General features: G+C 64.6%; 23 protein-coding genes. 9 read left to right on the forward strand and 14 right to left on the reverse strand.

The annotated features are described in order from the left end of the window. Positions 1-143: 143 nt before the first annotated feature. The 4 genes from CH281_RS07385 (at position 144) to CH281_RS07400 (ending at position 4,585) form a co-directional block, all read left to right on the forward strand. A complete protein-coding gene (locus CH281_RS07385; RefSeq protein WP_094693612.1) occupies positions 144-1,127 on the forward strand; it encodes a WcbI family polysaccharide biosynthesis putative acetyltransferase in 984 nt (327 codons plus the stop codon). Positions 1,128-1,192: 65 nt separating this feature from the next. Further along, entirely contained in the window at positions 1,193-3,442 is a 2,250-nt protein-coding gene (locus tag CH281_RS27245; protein ID WP_256983395.1) for a glycosyltransferase, read from the forward strand. 181 nt (positions 3,443-3,623) lie between these two features. Continuing rightward, complete coding sequence (locus tag CH281_RS26780; RefSeq protein ID WP_155288598.1) at positions 3,624-3,773, forward strand: hypothetical protein; 150 nt, start codon at positions 3,624-3,626, stop codon at positions 3,771-3,773. 98 nt (positions 3,774-3,871) lie between these two features. Continuing rightward, positions 3,872-4,585, forward strand: a complete 714-nt coding sequence (locus tag CH281_RS07400) for a CDP-alcohol phosphatidyltransferase family protein (RefSeq protein WP_051365079.1) — start codon at positions 3,872-3,874, stop codon at positions 4,583-4,585. Here CH281_RS07400 and CH281_RS07405 read toward each other — a convergent pair. Next, on the reverse strand, positions 4,533-5,369 hold the full coding sequence (locus tag CH281_RS07405) for a YihY/virulence factor BrkB family protein (protein WP_094693614.1): 837 nt from the start codon (positions 5,367-5,369) through the stop codon (positions 4,533-4,535). The two genes, CH281_RS07400 and CH281_RS07405, sit on opposite strands and share 53 nt — an antisense overlap. Before the next feature lie 39 nt (positions 5,370-5,408). Next, positions 5,409-5,801, reverse strand: coding sequence for an OsmC family protein (locus tag CH281_RS07410; protein WP_094693628.1), 393 nt, complete (start codon positions 5,799-5,801; stop codon positions 5,409-5,411). Between the two features lie 207 nt (positions 5,802-6,008). Here CH281_RS07410 and CH281_RS07415 point away from each other — a divergent pair, with 207 nt between their 5' ends. Further along, on the forward strand, positions 6,009-6,962 hold the full coding sequence (locus tag CH281_RS07415) for a hypothetical protein (protein ID WP_032408064.1): 954 nt from the start codon (positions 6,009-6,011) through the stop codon (positions 6,960-6,962). A gap of 76 nt (positions 6,963-7,038) precedes the next feature. Here CH281_RS07415 and CH281_RS07420 read toward each other — a convergent pair whose 3' ends face one another. After that, a complete protein-coding gene (locus CH281_RS07420; RefSeq protein WP_032366266.1) occupies positions 7,039-8,220 on the reverse strand; it encodes a zinc-dependent alcohol dehydrogenase in 1,182 nt (393 codons plus the stop codon). Between the two features lie 127 nt (positions 8,221-8,347). Between CH281_RS07420 and CH281_RS07425 the strand changes: the two genes are divergently transcribed. Next, positions 8,348-9,346 carry an iron-containing redox enzyme family protein gene (locus CH281_RS07425; protein ID WP_045842006.1) on the forward strand — a complete coding sequence of 333 codons (999 nt, stop codon included), beginning with the start codon at positions 8,348-8,350 and terminating at the stop codon, positions 9,344-9,346. On the opposite strand, the gene CH281_RS07430 is transcribed toward CH281_RS07425, so the two are convergent. Continuing rightward, entirely contained in the window at positions 9,328-9,492 is a 165-nt protein-coding gene (locus CH281_RS07430; protein ID WP_063216898.1) for a CDGSH iron-sulfur domain-containing protein, read from the reverse strand. The genes CH281_RS07425 and CH281_RS07430 overlap by 19 nt on opposite strands. Before the next feature lie 61 nt (positions 9,493-9,553). Further along, a complete protein-coding gene (locus tag CH281_RS07435) occupies positions 9,554-10,240 on the reverse strand; it encodes a HemK2/MTQ2 family protein methyltransferase (protein WP_094666344.1) in 687 nt (228 codons plus the stop codon). Between the two features lie 202 nt (positions 10,241-10,442). Here CH281_RS07435 and CH281_RS07440 point away from each other — a divergent pair, with 202 nt between their 5' ends. Then, positions 10,443-10,910: a hypothetical protein gene (locus CH281_RS07440; protein ID WP_027496203.1), complete on the forward strand. Its 468-nt coding sequence runs from the start codon at positions 10,443-10,445 to the stop codon at positions 10,908-10,910. A gap of 8 nt (positions 10,911-10,918) precedes the next feature. Further along, entirely contained in the window at positions 10,919-12,100 is a 1,182-nt protein-coding gene (locus tag CH281_RS07445) for an NAD(P)/FAD-dependent oxidoreductase (RefSeq protein ID WP_094693630.1), read from the forward strand. 25 nt (positions 12,101-12,125) lie between these two features. Here the strand turns inward: CH281_RS07445 and glsA are convergent, their stop codons facing one another. Further along, positions 12,126-13,334: a glutaminase A gene (glsA, locus tag CH281_RS07450; protein ID WP_094693616.1), complete on the reverse strand. Its 1,209-nt coding sequence runs from the start codon at positions 13,332-13,334 to the stop codon at positions 12,126-12,128. 106 nt (positions 13,335-13,440) lie between these two features. On the opposite strand from glsA, the gene CH281_RS07455 reads away from it, so the two are divergent. After that, complete coding sequence (locus CH281_RS07455; RefSeq protein WP_052060853.1) at positions 13,441-14,439, forward strand: fumarylacetoacetate hydrolase family protein; 999 nt, start codon at positions 13,441-13,443, stop codon at positions 14,437-14,439. A gap of 3 nt (positions 14,440-14,442) precedes the next feature. Here CH281_RS07455 and CH281_RS26785 read toward each other — a convergent pair whose 3' ends face one another. The 8 genes from CH281_RS26785 to CH281_RS26555 all read right to left on the reverse strand — a co-directional run. After that, on the reverse strand, positions 14,443-14,586 hold the full coding sequence (locus CH281_RS26785; protein WP_155288963.1) for a hypothetical protein: 144 nt from the start codon (positions 14,584-14,586) through the stop codon (positions 14,443-14,445). Between the two features lie 165 nt (positions 14,587-14,751). Then, positions 14,752-16,947 (reverse strand): catalase/peroxidase HPI, encoded by a 2,196-nt coding sequence (gene katG / locus CH281_RS07460; RefSeq protein WP_072692110.1) that lies wholly within the window; start codon positions 16,945-16,947, stop codon positions 14,752-14,754. A 75-nt stretch (positions 16,948-17,022) separates the two neighbouring features. Next, complete coding sequence (locus CH281_RS07465) at positions 17,023-17,502, reverse strand: Fur family transcriptional regulator (RefSeq protein ID WP_032366272.1); 480 nt, start codon at positions 17,500-17,502, stop codon at positions 17,023-17,025. A 128-nt stretch (positions 17,503-17,630) separates the two neighbouring features. After that, a complete protein-coding gene (locus CH281_RS07470; RefSeq protein ID WP_032366273.1) occupies positions 17,631-17,900 on the reverse strand; it encodes a metal-sensitive transcriptional regulator in 270 nt (89 codons plus the stop codon). A gap of 52 nt (positions 17,901-17,952) precedes the next feature. Continuing rightward, positions 17,953-18,372, reverse strand: coding sequence for a DUF302 domain-containing protein (locus CH281_RS07475; protein WP_032383505.1), 420 nt, complete (start codon positions 18,370-18,372; stop codon positions 17,953-17,955). A 42-nt stretch (positions 18,373-18,414) separates the two neighbouring features. Next, entirely contained in the window at positions 18,415-20,568 is a 2,154-nt protein-coding gene (locus tag CH281_RS07480) for an MMPL family transporter (protein WP_373453878.1), read from the reverse strand. 164 nt (positions 20,569-20,732) lie between these two features. Continuing rightward, on the reverse strand, positions 20,733-21,197 hold the full coding sequence (locus CH281_RS07485) for a MarR family winged helix-turn-helix transcriptional regulator (RefSeq protein WP_094693618.1): 465 nt from the start codon (positions 21,195-21,197) through the stop codon (positions 20,733-20,735). Between the two features lie 14 nt (positions 21,198-21,211). After that, positions 21,212-21,312, reverse strand: a 101-nt coding sequence (locus CH281_RS26555; RefSeq protein ID WP_141214481.1) for a biotin/lipoyl-containing protein, incomplete at its 5' end; no start/stop codon positions are given.

The raw sequence follows: 21,312 nt of genomic DNA on the forward strand, positions 1-21,312 counted from the left end.
CAATACGAATCATGAATTCCTTCGGGTACAGGTCAGACGAATCGTGCCTGTTCCCGACACGCGCATGGGGTCTGTACCCACTTCGTACCGAGTTCAATCGCGGTTGGCGTCGCAGGTTCGGCGGGGCTACGTTGACCAGAAGAATGGTCGAACACACGCACTCACACGACGTCGGGGCAGACATGGACGGGCGTACTCGCCACTACGGCGATTTCTACGGAATATCGGGGCTCGAGGCCGCGCCACGTACACCCGTCGACGATCGCCCCCTGTTGCTCATCTGGGGTAACTGCCAGGCCGAGGCGATGCGCATTCTGCTGAGCTCGGATGCGGCGATGCCGTTTCGGACGGTACGAATCCCGCCGGTACACGAACTCGAATCCGCCGATCTGCCGCACGTCGATCGATTGGTCCGGCAGACCTCGGTACTGCTGACTCAACCTGTGCGGGAGGGCTATCGGCATTTGCCGCTCGGGGTCCCCGATCTGACACGATCACTCCCGCCGCACGCCGTGGTACTTCGTTGGCCCGTGCTGAGATACGCTGCGCTGCATCCTTTTCAGATCATCGTTCGACATCCGAGCGACCCAGCGGCCGTTCCGGATCTCGTTCCGTACCACGATCTGCGGACGATTGTGGCCTTCGAGCGTGGCGTGCGGTCCGGCGAGAACTGGGACCTCCCGGTATCCGACGCCGGCTTTCGTGATGCCGCGCAGGCGAGCCTGGACGAGCTACGACGACGCGAGAGCCGCGACACCGATATCGCTGCGTCCGACCTGTTCCAGAGTGCGGGAAGCCGTGCCACTCATACGATCAACCATCCGACCAACGTGGTGTTGACTGCACTCGCGCAGCGGATCCTGGACCACCTCGACACCGCCTGCACTGTGGGTGATCCAGGGAGAGAACTGCTCGGCGGTGTGCGAGCGCCCGTCGAACGTCGGGTACTGCGCGCCCTCGGCCTCCCCGGTGATGCTCGCCCAGACTGGACGGTCGACGGTTCCGACGTGTCCAGCGACGTCGTGCACCGCGCTCACCTCGATTGGTATGCGGCACATCCCCAGTTCGTCGACGCCGCACTGGCCCGCCACTCCGAGCTCCTGCGAATCCTGCAGACGACGCCGTGATCGCACCCGTGCATCATCTCGTGGTCGGCCCACCGGACCACGGAGTCGTCCGGTGTGCCCGCGACATGGCTACGGCCACAGCGAGTCCCGTGGTGACCGCTCCCGACCGACTACCGCCCGACACTCCCGTCCACATTCACTTCACCGACCGGCTGTTCGGACGTACCGCGCACGAGGCAGCCGATGCCATTGTCGCACTGGCACAGCAGCATCGAGCCCGCATCACCGTTACGCTGCACGACGTACCCCAGATCTCGGACGGCTCCGCGTTTGCGGCACGCACCGACTGCTACCGCCGAGTGATCGACTGCGCTGCAACGGTCGTGGTGTCGAGTGTGCACGAGCGACTGCTTCTCGAGGACATACTCGACAGCCGACCCGACATCCGGGTCATTCCCCTACCGATAGACCGCCCGGCACTACGATCCGACGACGTCGTCCCCCAGCGAGTCGTCGGGATTCTCGGGTTCGTCTATCCGGGGAAGGGACACAGCGAAGTACTCGGTGCCATGTCTGCACTGGACACCGACGTCGGGTTCGAGATCGTCGGGGCCGCGTCGGCCGGACACGAGGACGTGCTCGACGAACTACGCGCCACTGCCCGGCATCTGGGCAGGCCGTTTTCGACGACCGGCTTCGTGCCCGACGCCGAACTGGGCGGCCGGTTGCGGCCCATTGCTGTCCCGGTCGCTTTCCACCGGCATGTATCGGCATCCGGTTCGATCAACACCTGGATCGCGGCGGGCCGTCGCCCTCTGGTCCCTCGTGGTCGATACGTCGACGAGATGGCCGTCAATTCGCCCGATGCGCTGTGGATTCACGAGGACACAGTGGAGGGCCTGGCCGAGGCCATGGCAGAAGCGTTACGCCGACCCGAGAAGACATGGCAGGCCACCGACTCGGCACCTTATCCATCGCCGGCGCAGGCGGCCGACCTGTACAGCTCCCTGTTCCGAGAAAGCATGGCTCTACCGTCCATCGCGCTGCCCGATGGCCGCTCGGTGGTTCCGCACAATCGGTGGGATCTGGCACCGACCGCATCCGACACGCCCCGAGTGTCGGTCGTGATTCCCTACTTCCGGCAGCAGCACCAGCTCGACCTGGTTCTGACAGCGTTGACCGCGCAGACCTGGCCCGCGTCCCGCATCCAGGTGATCGTCGCCGACGACGGATCTCCCGAGGAACCGAACGTGGAGGAATTCGGCTCGGCTCTCGACATCACCGTCGTGCGCCAACCGGATCTCGGATTCCGGGCCGCCGCCGCACGTAACCTCGGTGCGTCCGCAGCGCGCGGAGACATCCTCTGCTTCCTCGACGCCGACACCGTGCCCGAACCCGATTACATCGAGGAATCGGTACGCCTGATCGTGGCCCTTCCCGATGCGGTGACGGTGGGTAGGCGTCGACATGCCGATCTCGGCGGGTGGACGCGCGCGGACATCGGCACCTGGTTCGACGGCCGATCTGCGGGCCCCACGGAATTCACCGAGCCCCGATGGCTTCGTGACGGCTACGCCGGCTCGCGAGATCTTCTGGACGCGGACCGTCGTTCGTACCGATACGTCATCAGTGCCGTGATGTCCTGCAGCCGAACGTTGTTCGAGGAACTCGGCGGGTTCGACCCGACGTTCGTCGGGTACGGCGGAGAAGACTGGGAATTCGCGCATCGGGCCTACGCCGCAGGTGCCGTCCTGGCCCATCGGCCGCGAGCAGTCGCCTGGCACGACGGGCCCGACTGGGCCGAACGCACGGGCGGAGACCGAGAGCGGAAGAACGCCGAAGCGCTGATGCTGGCCTCCCGCATCACCGACCCTGCGGCGCGTACCCAGGGTCTGACCTACGCGCTGCCGGAGATCGTCGCGGTTGTCGATACCACCGGGCACAGCGCTGCGTCCCTCATCGAGACCGTCGGCTCGATCCTGAGGCATCCTGATTGTCGAGTGTGGATTCGCGGACCCGGTGCCGACGAATTACGGCGGCAGTGGGGCGACGCCGACTGCCGCATCCAGGTGGGTCTTCCGGGAGACACTGCGCGTTCTCACGCGGTGCTCGAGGTGCGCGGCCTCGTCCTGTTCGGTGCCGACGCACTTCGTCGTCTCGTGGAGACAGGAGCGGATCGGCTGACGGTCGACGTGGGCAACTCGGGCACGGTCGAACTGCGCACGTCTCGGTCGAGCTGTCGCGCTCGACGGTGGTCGTCGACGATGGGAACGGCTTCCGAGGACCTCGTGGAGGCCCTGTTCGGGCACATGCATCGGACAGGCGCGGAGTTCGGGCTCTTCGCGGGCGAGGTTCAACCGAAACTCGCGTGGTGAATGTGGGGTGGTTCCGGTGTCGACTCGACCGAATCGGGTACGGCCAGTGGGAGAATGTAAATCGGCGGCAGACAAAAGCAACGGCGAGATCGGGCGAATGATGAACAGAACGCTGTATTCGATGATGTGGATGATGGCGATTATCTTTTTCGTCGCTTTGCTTTGGGGCACAGTCGGTTACGTGTACGCAGACACCCATCCTCTGCAGCGAGCGGCATTCGTCGGAGGCGGAGTGTTGATCGCGGGATGGCTGATTCTGTTCGCGGCCGTCGGGATCAAAATATCGCGGCTCAAAGCCCGCAGGAGACAGAGCAACTCCGACGAGCAGTAACTGTTGGAGCCGCTCGGGTGTGGGTTTCGAATAGGCGGGTATACACCGACGAATCTTTCGTAGAGTCGGTCTTTCGATTTGCCGAGCAAGGATCGTCGATGGTCAACCAGCGCAGCACACCGAGCCGGCGCACTTCGTCCGAACTTCCGGCGACCCGCCAGGAATATCTGTCGACATGGTCGGGTCTGCACAGCAACATCGATCCATCGTCGTCGGTGCTCGTGTCGACGTGGCTTCGTCTGGTGTACTTCCTGAGCGCCCCGCTCGTGCGCGCATCCGTCTCGGCCCACGTCGTCACCGTCGCCGCGGTGGTTGCGGCTGCAGGATCGGTGGCGTTGTCCCGGCCGGGCACCTCGCTGCCCCTCCTGGCGGCGGTGCTCATCGTGTTCTCCGGGCTGCTCGACGGTATCGACGGCGGCGTGGCCATGATCGGCCGTTCCCAATCGCAGTGGGGCTATCTGCTGGACACGGTGTCGGATCGGTGCAGCGATCTGCTGTTCCTCGCGGGCAGCCTCGCGCTGGGCGCTCCGATGCCCATCGTCGTTGCCGTCGGTGTGACGACATTGCTGCACGAGACGGCCCGCGCGCGTGCCGTCGGAGCCGGGATTTCCGACGTCGGCTTTCTGACAGTGTGGGAGCGGCCGTCTCGGGTCGTTGCCGCAGTCGTCACCGCGACCGTTGCGGGCGCGGGCCCCGGTAGCGCTCAGACGTCCGCGACGATCGGAATATCGGTGACGTGTGGTCTGGCTGTTCTCGGGTTCACCCAGCTGATGTTCGGGCTGTACCGACGGGCCGATCGAACTCGGCGGTGATCAGCCAGCCGGCGAGCGCCAGCACGTGAAAGACGAACATCCACAGCATGATTGCCACACCGCCGCCGATGTCGGTGAGACCGCCGAACGGTGCACCGAGGTCGACCGGAATGGCCAGGAACAAGATGAAGCCGTGCATGAACCCGGTGACGATCGACGACGTGACCAAGGAGCCGGCCACGAGTGCCCGCCACCCCACCGCCCGCGGCGCGATGACCCGGTAGGTCCAGGCAAGCGGAACGGCCAGGATCAGCCATAGGCAGTTGAACCCCAGAAATATTCGTAGAGCCAGCGCACCGGCACCCCCGCCGCCCGTGGTCGCCTGCAGGACGCGTGCGACGGTCAGCACCCCGAGGAGCAACACCGGGGCGGCAACGAAAAAGGGCACCATCGCAGCTCTGCCTCGCCACCCGGTGAACGTTTCACGGGTCGGGGCGAAGCGCACGATCGCCCTCCGCAGACCCTCTCCGTAGAACGTCGCGGGAAAGATCGAGATCACGACCCCCAGCGGTCCCAGGTGTATTCCGGCATCGGCCAGGCCGTCGAGCGCCGCGCGGGCACCCAACCCATCGGGCAGTAACGCAGACATGGCGTCGAATCCGCCCTGTACCCACTGCGCCGACACCAACAACACAGTCGCCCGGATCGTCAGAAGCAACAGAGGGACGACGGCGATCACCGCGTAGAACGTCAGTCCGCCCGCGATCAGCGTGGTGTCCTCACGCGCGAAGCCGGCTTTGATCGCCTGCACTCCGCGAACCGCCCGAACGCGAACGGATGTCATCGCGCGCGTTCGGAGCGGGTCCGCCGAACGATCGAGCGGTTATCCAAGGGTGACGTCCACGGCGTCGATCACTTTGAGGAACGGGCAGATCGACGTGGCCTGCGCGAGTACGGCCTCCGGGTTGTCGGTGCCCGGTAGCGACACCGACAGAGCGAATTTTGCGTCGTAACCGGATGCGTCGGAATCGGTCAGCACGACGGTGCCCTTGACCGCGAGTTCGTCGACACTGCCGCCGACGGTCCCCAGTGCGATTCGCAGTGACTCCACCAAGCAACTCGACAGCGCTGCGGCCATCAACTGCTCGGGGTTGGTGGCTTCGCCCGGGCCACCGAGTTCGGCCGGTTCTCGCACACTCAACGACAGCACTCCGTCGTCGGAGGTCACGCCGGTCGCAGTTGCAGAGACGGTTGCTGTGTACAGCTCGGTAGTCATCGGTGTCGGATGTCCATTCCGCTGCCGATCGAAACCGTCGAATCCCGCCGACACGAGTAGCGGTTCGGACGTGTCGCTGTTCACACCTGCGGTACAGCCGTTTGGCAGAACTTACCGGCGGGTAACACCCGAACAGGGCCGAGCATCACGCTGTGACCCACAGCCATCGGCCGGATCCATGTACCCACCCACCGAAAGGGGAGCACCATGAGCACATCGACTTTGATCGCTCAGTTGCGGATTGCACTGCAGCTGACACACACCGAAATTCAGGTCGCGGAAACCCGCGTCGTGCAGGCGCGCACCGAAGCGGTTCGTCGGGAACTGACGCAGAACGCCGCCAACGGACGTGACCGCGCCGCCGCTATCGAGGAAGCACTGCGCAACCTCGGTGGCCTGCCCGAGGTAGTGGCACCGTTCATCGGACGCACCTTCGCAGCGGTGAAGGCAGTCGCCGAGCAGGCGCAGCCGTTCGACGAGGCACTGCTGGGCGATCTCGCCCTCGAGCAGCAACTGTTGGGTCGAGCCAAGTACATCAAGGCTCTGGCGACAGCAGCCGAGGAACCGTCCGTCGTGGCACTGGCCGGCCGCTTGGCCACCGCGCACGCCGCCACGGTCGACTGGCTCGAGACCGTCCTCGCCGAAGACGCCCTGGGTGGACCCGCCGCACTGCGCCGGACGCCTTTCCAGGCAGCTGCCGGCACCGCAGTCAAGATCGTCAACGCACCGGCCAACTGGTCGGCCCGCGGTCTCGACCGCGCACTGGACGCCGCTCGCGCCACCCCGGATCGACTGAGCGCTCTGCTGGGCCGCGGTGCACACGCAGGCGACGTCGCCGTCAGAACGTTGACCGCCAGCCGCGATGCAGCACTCGAAGCCGCCGAGGATGTCACCCGTAGCGAAGGTGTCGATTCTGTCGCCGACGCCATTCACACCGCTCGGTCCGCCGGTGGAACTCTCGGTGCCGACGAGCTTCCCGTAGCCGACTACGACGACCTCAACGTCTCGGACGCGGTGGCCGCCATCAAGGAACTGACCACACCCGCCGACGTACGCACTGTCGTGGCGTACGAAGAGGCACACAAGAACCGCCACGGAGTCGTGTCCGCAGGACAGACTCGCCTGGCAGCAATCGCCAAGGACGTTATCTCCGTCGACTGACGACGATCGATCGGTCCTTCTGCGAATACCGATGCGGCCCGTGAAGTTCCGGGCCGCATCGCTGTATTCGAAAGGTTCAGGGCTTCAACAGAACCTTGATCGCACCGTCCTGCTTCTTCTGGAAGATGTCGTACGCATGCGGCGCTTCTTCGAGCGAAAGCTCGTGAGTGGCGAACGAATCGACGCCCAACGGATCGTCGTCGCCGAGAAGCGGCATGATGTCGTCGACCCATCGCTTGACGTTCGCCTGGCCCATCCGCAGCTGAATTTGCTTGTCGAACAAGGTCATCAACGGTAGCGGATCGGCCATACCTCCGTACACACCGATGATCGAGATGGTTCCGCCGCGTCGAACGATGTCGATTGCCGAGTACAGCGCACCCAGCCGGTCCACGCCGGCCTTCTGCATCATCGGTGCGGCCACGGCGTCGGGCAGCATTCCGACGATCTGCTGGGCCAGCTTGCCGACCGGTGAGCCGTGCGCCTCCATTCCGACGGCATCGATCACCGCGTCCGTTCCTCGGCCGTCGGTCATGTCACGAATGACGTCGCCGACGCCCCCGCTGTGTTCGGCCAGATTCACCGTTTCGATTCCCCGTGCCGCAGCTCGCGCCAGGCGCTCGGGTACGAGGTCGACAGCAATGACCCGAGCACCCTTGTGCTGGGCGATGCGGGCGGCCATGTCTCCGATGGGACCGAGTCCGAGCACCGTCACCGACCCGCCTGCAGGTATCGACGCGTACTCCACCGACTGCCACGCGGTAGGCAATACGTCGGAGAGGTAGACGAATCGCGAATCGGGTCCGGCCTCGGGGACCTTGATGTGCGTGAACTGCGCCTGCGGAACACGGAGGTACTCCGCTTGCCCACCGGGCACTTGGCCGTACAGCTTGGAGAAGCCGAACAACGCGGCACCCATGCCCTGCTCACGAACCTGGGTGGTCTCGCACTGGGTGTACAGACTCGAATTGCACATGTAGCAATGTCCACACGAAATCTGGAACGGGATGACCACACGGTCTCCGACGGCGAGATCGCCTGTCTCCGAACCGACTTCCTCCACGATGCCCATGGGCTCGTGACCCAGAATATCGCCCTGGTCCATGAAGGCACCGAGCGTCTCGTACAGGTGTAGGTCCGATCCGCAGATATTGGTGGTCGTGATCTTCACAATTGCGTCCGTCGGCGCTTCGATGCGGGGATCGGGCACCGAATCGACGCTGACGTTCCTCTTGCCCTGCCATGTCACTGCGCGCATGGAGGCTCCTCTCTGTTACTCGACCCCGAAACTCGGAATCGCACGAAGCGGATTACCTGCTTCGTATGCGTGCAAACGCATCGGACCCACACGATTGACCGTGACCGGCAGCGGGTAGGCGTGAACAATGAGTGTTGTGACCCCTTCCATCGCCCCCACCCTCGTGTCGCCTCGGTTGCCGGTGCCGTGTGGTCCACTCTCGGACGCCGTGATCCGGTATCTCTCCACCGGCGGCGGTGCCGCACTGCCCAGCGCGTCGGATGCCGATCCGACGTCGCGTGACATGCAACTGGCGTTGCTCGTCAGCTACGAACTGCACTACCGCGGGTTCGAGGGCGTGGACGACGAACTGGAGTGGGATCCAGCACTGCTGCAGTTCAGAGCAGCACTCGAATCCGCGTTTCTGAACTACGTGCGCTCGAATGTCGAACCCGGCGACGACGTCGTCGCCGAAATGAAGCGACTGTCGGTCGAGGCGTCGTCCGGTACCGGCCCGTCGTGGTTCCTGCGGGACGAAGGATCGTGGGAGCAGATGCGCGAGTACTTCGTACATCGGTCCATCTACCACCTCAAGGAAGCGGATCCCCATGCGTGGGCGATCCCGAGGCTGGTCGGCCAGGTCAAGGCCTCGTATGTCGCCGTCGAATTCGACGAGTACGGCGGTGGCAGGGGTGAGCGTGTCCACCAGCATCTGTGGGCCGAATCCATGACGGCAGCAGACCTCGATGCGTCCTACCTCGGGTACGTGGATCGCGTCCCCGCCCAGACACTCGCGTGGGTCAACCTCATGTCGTTGTTCGGATTGCACCGTAGCCGCCGAGGTGCCACCGTGGGCCATTTCGCCGCCACGGAGATCACGTCCTCGCCGGGTTCACAGCGGTTCGTGCAGGGCCTTCGCAGGCTGTCAGCGCCGGCTGCATGCATCGCGTTCTACGCGGAGCACGTCGAGGCCGACGCCGTCCACGAGCAGGTCCTGCGCCACGACGTGGTGGAGAACCTGATCGGACAGGAACCGCACATCGAAGCCGACATCGTCTTCGGCATGCGCGCACTGGATTTCGTCGAGAACGCGCTCGCGGACCACGTGATGCAGCGGTGGTCCGCCGGTCAGTCGTCGCTGGACTGACTCGCTCGTCGCTTCGCGCGATGGCTCGTGTCGCACAGTGGGTACGTCTTGCTGCGCTTGCACGTGCACAGCGCGACGACGAAACGATCCGAGGTGACAACGGAGCCGTCGTCGAGTTCGATCTCGACCGGCCCGTCGATCAGCATCGGTCCGCCCCGGACCAGTCTCACCCGAGTGCGCGCAGGTGCAGCGTCACCACCCGTCGACTCATCGCTTGTCGCCACGCAACACCACCAATTCTTCCGTTCTGCGGCCCGATTCGAGCACGCCCTTGGCCTCGAGCCACTCGGCACGAGCCGTCATGACGGGCCCGAAGTCGATTGTGCGGCACGCCGCCTCCGATGCACCGAAACCGTGAGTATTCAGCATCTCCCGTGTTCGCTGCGGACCCGAGAATTCCGAGTGGACCACCAGCAGCACACCACCGGGTGCCAGCAGTTCCGCGCCTCGCGTGCACAGAGGGTCGAGCACCACTCGCCCGTCCTCACCCGCATCCCAGGCGCGGTGCAAACCCATGCCGGTGGGCGCGGTCTCCGACGGAACGTACGGAGGGTTGCACAGCAGAATGTCGAACGGCTCCAGCTCGGCTGCCTCCGAGAACGACCCCAGCCGCACATCCACATCGACTCCGACCGACCGGGCATTGCGCTGCGCACAGGCAACCGCACGCGGAGAGATGTCGAAGGCCACCACCTCGCGGGCACCGAGCAGTGCTGCGGTGATGGCTACTGCGCCGCTACCGGTACACATGTCGAGTACACGGGCTCCGGGCACGAGCCCCGAATCTGCGGCGACGTCGCACAGCAGAAGTGAATCCTCCTGTGGCTCGTACACTCCGGGATCGGCGTGCACTCGTGCCAGCGAACGGACGGAATCGAATTCGGCTGTCGTCATGGACATTCCTCCCAGCGTGGATTGTCGGATTCGTATTCCCGTGTCCGAGCCCCGCAAACCGGTTGTTCGGAACAGGCTTACCGACACGCACTTCGGGGTAGTGCTGGATCGTGTGTGGTTGAGGAGCAGCCCGCAGTCTCGGCAATCGACTGCCGCACTCCCCCTACACGGGTTCAGGAGTTCGGCTCCAGAGGAGTTGTCCATGATCGTCGTTCCGTCCATTCGAACTCCGCTCGCCGGTGTGGTTCCATCGCTCTCCACCACCGGCGACCGTGCCTCGAGTACCCGCTCCTCGCTCCCGGAGGCCGAGATGACGGTGTCGGTCGACGAGAGCGCGGGCGACGACATCGAGGTGCGCATTGCCGGCACCATCACCGACGTCGACGTTCCGGTGCTGGCCGAGACGTTGGGGGAAGCCGCCGAGCGCGGCCGGGCTCTTATTCTCGATCTGTCTCGCGTCACGTTCGTCGCGGCGGGAGTTCGCTCCGTGCTCGACGCCACCGCTATTCGCCAGGGTCGCTGGCAGCAGAAACTCTCCGTCGTGCTTCCCGACGGCGCAGACCCGAGCGGCGTCTCGGACCGCGTGTTCGTCTACCGCACGCTCGCCGAAGCCCGCACCGAAACCGGTGCCCGCACCGACGTCACAGCGCAGGCGGCCGATTCACGGTGAGCCGCACCATGTACGACGTGCTGATCATCGGTGGAGGCAATGCCGGGATCAGCGCGGCCGCACGACTGCTGAAGAAGGGCGTGTCCGACGTCGCCGTGATCGAGCCCAAGCAGGTGCACACGTACAAGCCCCTGTTGTCGTACGTCGGTGCCGGTCAGGCACCGCTGACCGAGGCCGAACGGACCCAACGCTCGGTGATCCCCGAGGGCTGTGTGTGGCTCGAAGACTCGGTCGTGTCGGTGGATCCGGCAGAACGATCGGTTCGCTGCGCGTCGGGAATCGAGTACGGCTACCGCGATCTCGTGCTGGGGCAAGGCCTGATCGCCGACGAGGCCGCTCTGCCGGGTGTGCACGCGGCACTTCGTTTTCCCGATGTCGCCAGCAATTACCTCGACCGGGCCGAGCGCACATGGCGGCTGGTCCATGACCTGCCTGCACACAGCCACGCCGTGTTCACCGTGCCGCGTCCGCCCGTCGGGTGTACCGGGACAACCGTCAAGCCGCTGTTTCTCGCGGCGGCCCATTGGAAACGCACAGGACGACTACCGACCGTCGACATCACGTTGGTCGTCGATCGTGAGAGTCTGCTCGGTGTCCCTGACCTGGACCCCCGGCTCGCCGGCCACCTCCGAGACCTGGGTGTGCGCGTCCTGATGGATACATCGGTCACGGCGCTCGAGCCCGAGAGCAAGCGCATCACCGTCACCGATCACGCCGGGGTCGACGAGCGAATCGACTACGACATGCTGCACCTGGTCCCGCCGTATCGCGGACCACTGTGGGTACAGGAGTCCGGTCTGGCCGGAGAGCAGCAGCACGGTGTCGTCGACATCGACTCCCGCACGATGCGGCACCGACGCCACCCCGAGGTGTGGGCTGCGGGCGACGGTGCAGCGATCGATACCGACTCGTCGGGTGGCGCTCTACGCAAACAGATTTCGGTTCTCGTCGACAATCTCGTCGCATCCAGGAGCGGCGGAGCGATGTCGAATTACGACGGGTACACCGTCGCACCCATCGCTGTCGAAGCACACACTCTGATCGCTGCCGAGTTCGACCGCACCGGTGCACTGGCGTCGTCGCTACCCTCGTTTCTCGATCCCCTGAAACCCAGACGGTCCGCGTGGGCGTTCGACCGATACGGCCTACCGCAGTCCTACTGGCACATGATTCTCGCCGGGAGACTGTGACACCGACCGTCTTATTCGAGGGGTGTCAGCTGTCGCGGGAGACGTTCATCAGCCCGTCGGGATCCTCGACGACGACGCGGTAGCCGTCGTCTTCCAGTCCGCTCACAGCCTCTCGAAGGAGGCGCTGTGCAGCGCCGTCGACGGCGCGCACTTCGGTGAAATCGACGACTATCTCCTCGCAGTCCGGGACGCCGGCCGCAAGACGGGCGACGACGGATTCCGCACCGGCGAACCTCAGCTCGCCCTGCAGTTCGACGGTCGTGACGCCGTCGGATTCGCTCAGCGTGCGAATGGCGGATTCGCCGCTGGGAGGGACGTGCATCATGTGCAGACCGAGGTCGCGTGACAGCCTCTCGAACACCGCAACCCCGCGGACGCTGTTTCCATGCTCGTTCAACCGGGGCGAGATCACGGCAACACCCACCTGACCGGGGAGCACGCCCATGATGGCTCCCGCGACTCCACTCTTGGCCGGAATGCCCACTGTCGCAATCCAACTGCCGCTGCCGTCGTACATCCCACAGGTTGCCATGACAGCGAGAACGTGACGGTTGACCGCGGGGTCGACGACCTGTCGGCCGGTGGCCGGATCGGTTCCGCCGTTCGCCATCACCGAGGCGATCACGGCCAGATCGTTGCACGTCACCGTCACCGCGCACTGGCGCGCATACCCGTCGACGACGACCGCGGGTTCCGCACCGAGGTGGCCGACCGACTTCAGCAGGTGCGCGATCGCGGTATTTCGATCGTCGGATTCCAGTTCGGCCTCGTACACCGCCCGATCGATGTGGAGTTCACGGCCGGCCATGGCTCCGAGCAGCTCGATGAGCCGCCCCGCTCGTTCTTCGCCGTCACTGCCCGCGATCATCGAATGTACCGCCAGCGCACCGGCATTGATCAGAGGGTTGCGAGGTCGACCGGTCCGCGCTTCCAACGAGATCTCGTTGAACGAATCACCCGACGGTTCGACGTCGACGGCCTCGAGCACCGCTGCGAGCCCGTTGTCCTCGATGGCCAGCGCATAGGCCACCGCTTTGGCGATCGACTGGATGGAGAATTCGGTGTCGGTATCGCCCGCCCCGTAGTGCGACCCAGCGACGGTGGCGAGCGCAACCGCGAACGTGTCGGGATCGGCCGCCGCCAATTCCGGGTTGCCGCTCGACATTTCCCCATCGTCGAGGTGTCGGCACTCCGTCAGGACGGACTGAAGATACTCGGGCACCGGTGATCTCATCACCCCACGCTAACCGTCGGGTCTTGACACGCCGACCGTGGCACCGTTTACACTCCGGGTTCCTCAACCGTTGTGGAGCATCGCTCCGCACAGATCGGACGCGCCCGTGCGATTGCGACGCTTGACCTCCACCGATTCCGCCGACCGCCTCGCCGTCCACGTGCCCGACACGACCACGTGGATCGATCTCGAGGCTGCGGTCTCGACTCTGGGTGCCCCCGAGATCCTGCACCCGCTCACCGGGTCCATGGTTCGGTTCCTCGATGCAGGTGAACCTGCACGTGAAGCCGCAACGACGGTGGTGCGGCGGGCGGCCGACGAGGGCATCGCGACGATGGACCGACCGGCACCGACCCTTCCGGTCGTTCCGGCGTCCCTGCGCTGCTTCCTGGGTTGGGACGAGCACTGGGACCTGGCCGCACACAACCTCGTTCGGCGAAATCTACCGCGTGCCGTCCCGTTCATCCGTGGATTCGAGATGCTGACGCGTCGGACTTTCCCGGCCCTGCGTCCCGGTCCGGGGTTCGACGACCATCCGATCTACTACACCGGTAACCACCTGACCGTCGTAGCCGACGGGGCCGATGTCGACTGGCCGTCGTACAGCCGAGTTCTCGATTTCGAGCTCGAATTCGGTGCCCTCGTCACCCGACCGATCCGAGATGCGTCCGAGCGGGAGGCCGAGGCTTCGATAGGCGGTTACGTCGTCTTCGACGACATCAGCGCGCGGGACACCCAGTGGGAGGAGCAGCGCCGGACGCCGTTCGGTCCGGTCGTCAAGACCAAGACGTTCGCCAGTTCGATGGGCGCCGACATCGTCACCCCCGATGAGGTTGCGGCGCATGTAGATTCGCTGGCCGCGACCGTCCGGGTCAACGGCGAGCTCTGGTCGACCACCAGCACTGCCGGGATGCGCTATTCCATGGGTGAATCTCTGGCATATGCGAGTCGCGGTGAGAGCATCCACCCCGGCGAGCTCCTGACGTCGGGCACGCTGCCTCGCGGTTGCGGGCTCGAACTCGACCGGTGGATCGCTCCGGGCGACCGCGTCGAACTCGATATCGAACGAATCGGCTCCGTCACCAACACCATCGGTGCTCGCTGAGTCCTATCGGATTCCGCGCTCGGTGTCCGACTTGTCGGTCGACGCGTCCTGGAACATCTCGAGGAACGACCCGAAACCGGATGCACCCTGACGTGTTTCGTCTCTGTTGTTGTCCGCAGAGCCTGCGGATACGTCCTGTTGTGTCATGCAACCAGCATGACAATCGGACATTGCGACAAATCCAGGTGCAAAGTCACGAATCGGCATCGAAAGATAACAGCCCGGTAACGACGAACTCGAAGCTGTGGATGGATCCACCTCGTTTTCCATCCACAACTTCGAGTTCGGGTGGCGCATCAGCGCCGGTGAGTACTAGGCGAGCTCGAAGCGATCGAGCATCATGACCTTGTCCCAGGCTGCGACGAAGTCCCGGACGAACTTCTCCTTGGCGTCATCGCAAGCGTAAACCTCTGCGAGAGCGCGCAATTCGGAGTTCGAGCCGAAGACCAGATCGTTACGTGTTCCGGTCCACTTCTTCTCGCCGGTAGCGGCGTCCTTGGCCTCGTAGATGCCGTCCTCCGCGGTGGGAACCCATTCGGTGCCCATGTCGAGGAGGTTGACGAAGAAGTCGTTGGTGAGCGTGCCGACCTTGTCGGTGAGGACGCCGTGCGTCGACCCCTTGTAGTTCGCGCCGAGTACACGCAGACCGCCGACCAGCACGGTCATCTCCGGTGCACTGAGCGAGAGCAGGTTGGCCCGATCGACCAGGTTGAACTCGGCGGGCAGCTTCTGGCCCTTGCCCAGGAAGTTGCGGAAGCCGTCCACCTTGGGCTCGAGATCGGAGAACGAGTCGACGTCCGTCTTCTCCTGCGTCGCATCCATGCGGCCCGGAGTGAACGGAACCGTGATGTCGACGCCTGCATTCTTGGCGGCCTGCTCGACGGCTGCGACACCGCCGAGGACGACGAGGTCCGCGAACGACACCGTTCCGGAGAACGACTGCTGAATGCCTTCGAGAACGCGGATGACCTGTGCGATCTCGTCGGGCTCGTTGACCTCCCAGCCGGCCTGCGGCTGCAGGCGCAGACGGCCACCGTTGGCACCGCCGCGCTTGTCGCTGACGCGGAACGACGATGCCGCCGCCCACGCAGCCGAGATCAGCTGATCCTGGCTCAGTTCGGAACCGAGGATGGTCTGCTTGAGCTCGGCGATCTGCGCGTCACCGATCAGCTCGTGATCGACGGCCGGAATCGGGTCCTGCCAGAGCAGGGGCTCCGCCGGAACCTCGGGGCCGAGGTAACGCGAGACCGGTCCCATGTCGCGGTGGGTGAGCTTGAACCACGCCTTCTGGAACTCTTCTGCGAGCTCCTCGGGATGATCGAGCCAACGACGGGTGATCTGCTCGTAGATCGGATCGACGCGCATCGCGATGTCGGAGGTCAGCATCGACGGGTGGCGACGCTTGGACGGATCCGCCGGGTCGGGAACGAGATCCGCGCCTTCTCCGTTCTTCGGACGCCACTGGTGTGCGCCGCCCGGGCTCTTGTAGAGCTCCCACTCGAAGCCGTAGAGGGTCTCGAGGAACGAGTTGTCCCACTGGGTCGGCGTCGGAGTCCAGATGACCTCGAGTCCGCTGGTGATCGCGTCGGCGCCCGAGCCGGTGCCGAAGCTGTTCTTCCAGCCCAGGCCCATCTGCTCGATGGGCGCGCCCTCGGGCTCCGGTCCGATGTGGGCATCGGGGTCGGCTGCGCCGTGGGTCTTGCCGAAAGTGTGTCCACCGACCGCGAGTGCCGCAGTCTCGATGTCGTTCATGGCCATGCGGCCGAAGGTCTCGCGGATGTCCAGTGCGGACTGCACGGGATCCGGATTGCCGTTGGGGCCTTCGGGATTGACGTAGATCAAGCCCATCTGCACTGCGGCCAGCGGGTTCTCGAGGCTCGTGCGGTCACCGTGGTAGCGCTCGTCGCCCAACCAGGTCTGCTCGGGGCCCCAGTAGACGTCCTCGTCCGGCTCCCAGGCGTCGACGCGTCCGCCGGCGTAGCCGTAGGTCGGCAGGCCCATGGACTCGATAGCGACGTTGCCGGTGAGCACGATGAGGTCGGCCCAGGACAGTTTGCGGCCGTACTTCTGCTTGACCGGCCAGATGAGACGGCGGGCCTTGTCCAGGCTCGCGTTGTCGGGCCAGCTGTTGAGGGGAGCGAATCGCTGCATGCCGGCTCCAGCACCGCCGCGACCGTCCTGCTTGCGGTAGGTTCCGGCCGCGTGCCACGCCATGCGGATGAAGAACGGACCGTAGTGCCCGAAGTCCGCGGGCCACCACGGCTGCGAGTTCGTCATCACGGCTTCGATGTCACGCTTGACCTCGGCGAGATCGAGAGAATTGAACTCGGCGGCGTAGTCGTAATCCGCACCCATCGGATCGCCCACGGCCGGGTTCTTCTTGAGGATCTTGAGATTGAGCGCCTTGGGCCACCACTCGCGGTTGCCGCCGCCTTCGACAGGCGTGGGCATCGCGTCGTGCATGACCGGACACTTGCCACCGCTCTCCTGCGGCTGATCCTCGTTCATCTCTTTTTCGCGTGTTACGTGATCTTCAGACACGTGCTTCCTTCCAAGGTGTGACGATCGGGCTGTGATCGGTGGTCACGAACTCTGCTGTGTTCGAGACCGGGGAGGGAACTGAACGGGAACTGCCGGCTGCTCGCGAGCAGCCGAACACTGTGCGCAGAAGCCCCAGTAGATGACCTCTGCCTCGTCGATCGTGAAACCGACGGAGTCCGATGCGGTGAGACACGGCGTCTCGCCCACCGCGCAATCCACGTCTGCGATCACGCCGCAGTTGCGGCACACAGCGTGGTGATGGTTGTCCCCGACCCGAGATTCGTATCGAGCGGGAGATCCCGCGGGCTCGATGCGACGCACCAGGCGCGCAGCGGTCAGGGCATTGAGAACGTCGTACACCGTCTGGCGTGATACCTCGGGGAGCACCGATCGAACGAGTCCGAGAATCGTGTCGGTGTCCGCATGCGGATTGGTTTCGACGACCTCGAGCACGGTGACCCGCGGACGGGTCACGCGCAAATCGGCGGTGCGTAATTGCTCCGCATAGGGTGAGATCGGCATCACAGCGTCAGTATCCTCCGGTTTTCTGGACCAAGTCAAGTATGCAGTCGAATCCGCTGCTTGTCGACTGCAACTCGGTATCGACGGCAACCCGACACATGCCGTTCGTCCGGAGTTCGGCCGGCGGCTCAGGCCAGAGCCAGAAACAGCTTTTCGAGCTCGGCCTCGGTCATCGGTTCCCTACCGTCAGCAGCATCCCCCGTCATGCACTCCCGTAGGCCGGTTGCCACGATCTTGAACCCGGCACGGTCGAGCGCCCGCGACACGGCGGCGAGCTGGGTGACGACATCCTTGCAATCACGACCGTTCTCGATCATCCCGATGACACCCGCAAGTTGGCCGTGCGCACGCTTGAGCCGGTTGAGTACCAGTGCAATGCTGTCTTCGTCGCCGATCATGTCGATTCCTTCGATGGTGGTAGCAGTGAACTCGAGGGTACCCCCGGGGGCATCATTGCGGCGCGGTACCGGTACCGCCGAGGGCCGCGATTGCCGCCTGCAGTTTCGCCGTGGCCTCGGCGGCGACCGCACCCAACCGCGGCTCACCGGTGACCTCGACCATGATGGCCGGGTTCATGGCCTCGACGACGACGGACCGCGCCGCCGCCGGGTTCTCACGCACGACCACATTGCACGGCAACAGCAGTCCGATCTGCTTCATCACCCCCACTGCGCGGTGAGCCAGTCCCGGGTTGCACGCGCCCAGGATCACGTAGCGCTCCATGTCCTCGTCGAGCTTGGCCTTCAACGTGGCCTGCATGTCGATTTCGGTGAGAACTCCGAATCCCTGCTCCGACAACGCCTTTCTCGTGCTCTCGATCGCGTCGGCGAAATCGGTGTCGGTCAGTGTGGTGGACAGTGCGATGTTCATGATGTCTCCTCGAAAATTGTTGTGTCAGTGAGAGCAGTCGATTCAGTGTGAAAAGCGGATGGAGGGCAGGACGGCACGTAGCCATGCCGGCGACCACCACGCGCCGTGTCCGGTCAGCCGTAGCAGGACCGGAAGCAGGACGAGTCGAACGAGGAACGCGTCGAGCAGTACCGCAACACCCAGGATGATGCCCATCTCTTTCGGGGGCAACGGATCCGACAGTGCGAATGCGAAGAACACTGCCACCATCACCGCTGCTGCGGCAAAGATGACTCGTCCCGAGTGGGCCAACCCGTCCACCTGGGCAACCTTGGAATCACCGGAGCGCTCGTAATGCTCCTTGGCGGTAGCCAGGAGGAACACCGTGTAGTCCATGGCGATCGCGAAGATCATCGCGAAGAAGAACACCGGACCCCAACCGTCGAGAAATCCCTGCGGCGTGAAGCCCAGCAGCGAGGATCCGTGTCCGTCCTGGAAGATCAGCTTGGCGACGCCGAACGCCGCCGCGGTGGACAACAGGCTCACCGCGGTACCGAGCAACGCGATGAGCGGAGCCTGAAGCGCCACCAGCAGCAGCACGAATCCGAGAACCAGGATGATCCCGACGACTATCGGCAGGTAGTCGTTCAAAGCCTGCTGCAGGTCCAGGTTCTCTGCCGGCGCTCCGCCGACGAGTGCCGAATCGGGCAATGTCGATCGCAGCTCGGCGAGAATGGAGCCCATCGCTTCGTCGGACGGATCCACCGACGGAATTGCCTGCAGCAGTGCATATCCCGAATCGTCAGCCGCACTCTGCTGCGGCGTCACCATCGAGATCCCGTCGACCCGCGCAGCGACGGTTGCGGTCTCGGCAGCATCCACTTCGGGAACCACGATCTGCAGCGAACCCGGTGCGCCCGGTCCGAACCGGTCCTGAACGAGCTCGTAACCCTGCCGCACGGGGGCATCCTCGGGCACCACTGCTATCGACGGCATTGCCACCTTCAGCCCGAGCACCGGCAGGGCGAGCGCAATCAGAATCCCCACCGACACGACCGCGAACGGCCACGGGTGCTTGTGCAGCAACTCCCCCCATGCCGCGAACCTTGGGGATCGATGCACTTGACGCTTGGCGTACGGCAACGAAGCGGCGTTGACATTGGGTCCGAGTGCACCCAATGCCGCAGGCAGCAGAGTCATCGTTGCCAGCAACACGAAGGCGACAGCCAGCATGATCCCGACGGCCATCGTGCGCACCGCCGGCGCGGGGACCAGCAGCACTGCGGACAGACTCACCAGCACCGTCAGCCCGGACAACACGACGGCCTTACCTGCGGTGTCCATGGTGGCGGCGACGGCAGCCCGAGGGTCGGTGTTCCGCAGCGCGTCGCGGAATCGAGCGACGATGAACAGGGCGTAGTCGATTCCCAGCGCGAGGGCGAACATCATTGCAAAGTTCATGGCCCACACCGAGATCGGCGTGACACCGTTGAGCAGAACGAGACCACCAGCGGAGGCAACGAGCCCCGCGACGGTGAGCAGCAGCGGCAAACCGGCCGCGACGAGGGAACCGAAGGCAAGCACCATGATCGCCAAGGTGACCGGCCACGAGAACAGTTCGGCTTGGATCATGGCGTCGTGGTTCGCCTTGTTGAAGTCCGACCACAGGGCCGACGAACCGGTGGGATACACCTCGATTCCGTCGGTCGAGAGCGCAGTCAACCGCTCCTTCACATCGTCGACGGCCTTCACCATCTCGTCGGTCGTGCCGTTCGCCCCGGCGATGACGATGCCGGTGCGGCCGTCCGGGCTGATCGTCATATTCGGTTGCGGCGCAACGACGTCTCCGAATCGGGAGTCACCGGAGAACACCTCGGTCACGTCGTCGATCACTGCCCGAACAGCGGGGTCCGTGATGGATGCTGCGTCGGAGTGAACGACCACCTGCACCGCTGCGGACGAATTGCCACCGAAATGCTGCTGGGCCAGTTCTCGAACCTGTACGGATTCGGATCCGTTCGCCTGCCACCCGGCTCCCGCCAGAGAGGTGAAGACCGAGGGCGCGAACGAACCGAGGCCGATCAGCGCGATGAGCCATACGCCGAACACCCAACGACGGTGGGTCACCATCGACGCACCCGCACGGCCGAGTAGTCCCGGCCCTCTCGCGGGCAGGTCGTCAGGTGGGCGAAGAATTTCGGCATCGCGCAGCGACATGGTTCTCCTATACGGGTGGGGGTATCGATCGAGGCGGACGAAACCCCGAGCAATCGAATGTGCCCACCATTGCACATACCCAAGGGGGTATGCAAGTACCCCTGGGGGTATCACCCCAGGGGTACTTGCATCACCGTCGGCGGATCACAACCAGGACGTGTCGGTCAGCGCCGCCTGTTCCACTGCTTCTCGATGCCGCGCAGCACTTCGAGTGTTTGTTCGGAATCTGCATCGACCGCCATCCGCGACCGAGCCCGTTCGAGCGCACGTTCGGCACGTGTCACCGCGCGATACCCCGAGTCGGTGGCGTCGACCAAGTACTGCTGTCGATTTCGCGGATTGACACTGCGCACCAACAGGCCCGCGGCGACGAGACTGGCAGTTGTCGCAGTGATGCTGGTTCGGTGTCGCACCAATTCACGTGAGAGCGCGCTGTACGACAACGGCCCTCTCCGACAAACCAATTCGAGTACCTCGTACCGTGCCCAACTCAGTCCCTGGGCATCGAGCGCCTCCGCCAACCGCACCCGGGCGGCCGAGGCCATCCGCAATACCGTGGACACGATCTCGAACTCGGTGGAATGCGCCGGAGAGGTGTCGCCGTCGAACGATTCAGCGAGGGCAGTCATCGAAAGGTACTCCCCTACTTGATTTCTGCGAGGACGGTGCCTTGGGTGATGGCGTCGCCTGCGGTGACGCTCAGGCCGGTGATGGTGCCTGCTTTGTGGGCGGTGACGGGGTTTT

The organism is Rhodococcus sp. 06-221-2, assembly GCF_002258365.1.
Taxonomy (GTDB): domain Bacteria; phylum Actinomycetota; class Actinomycetes; order Mycobacteriales; family Mycobacteriaceae; genus Rhodococcoides; species Rhodococcoides fascians.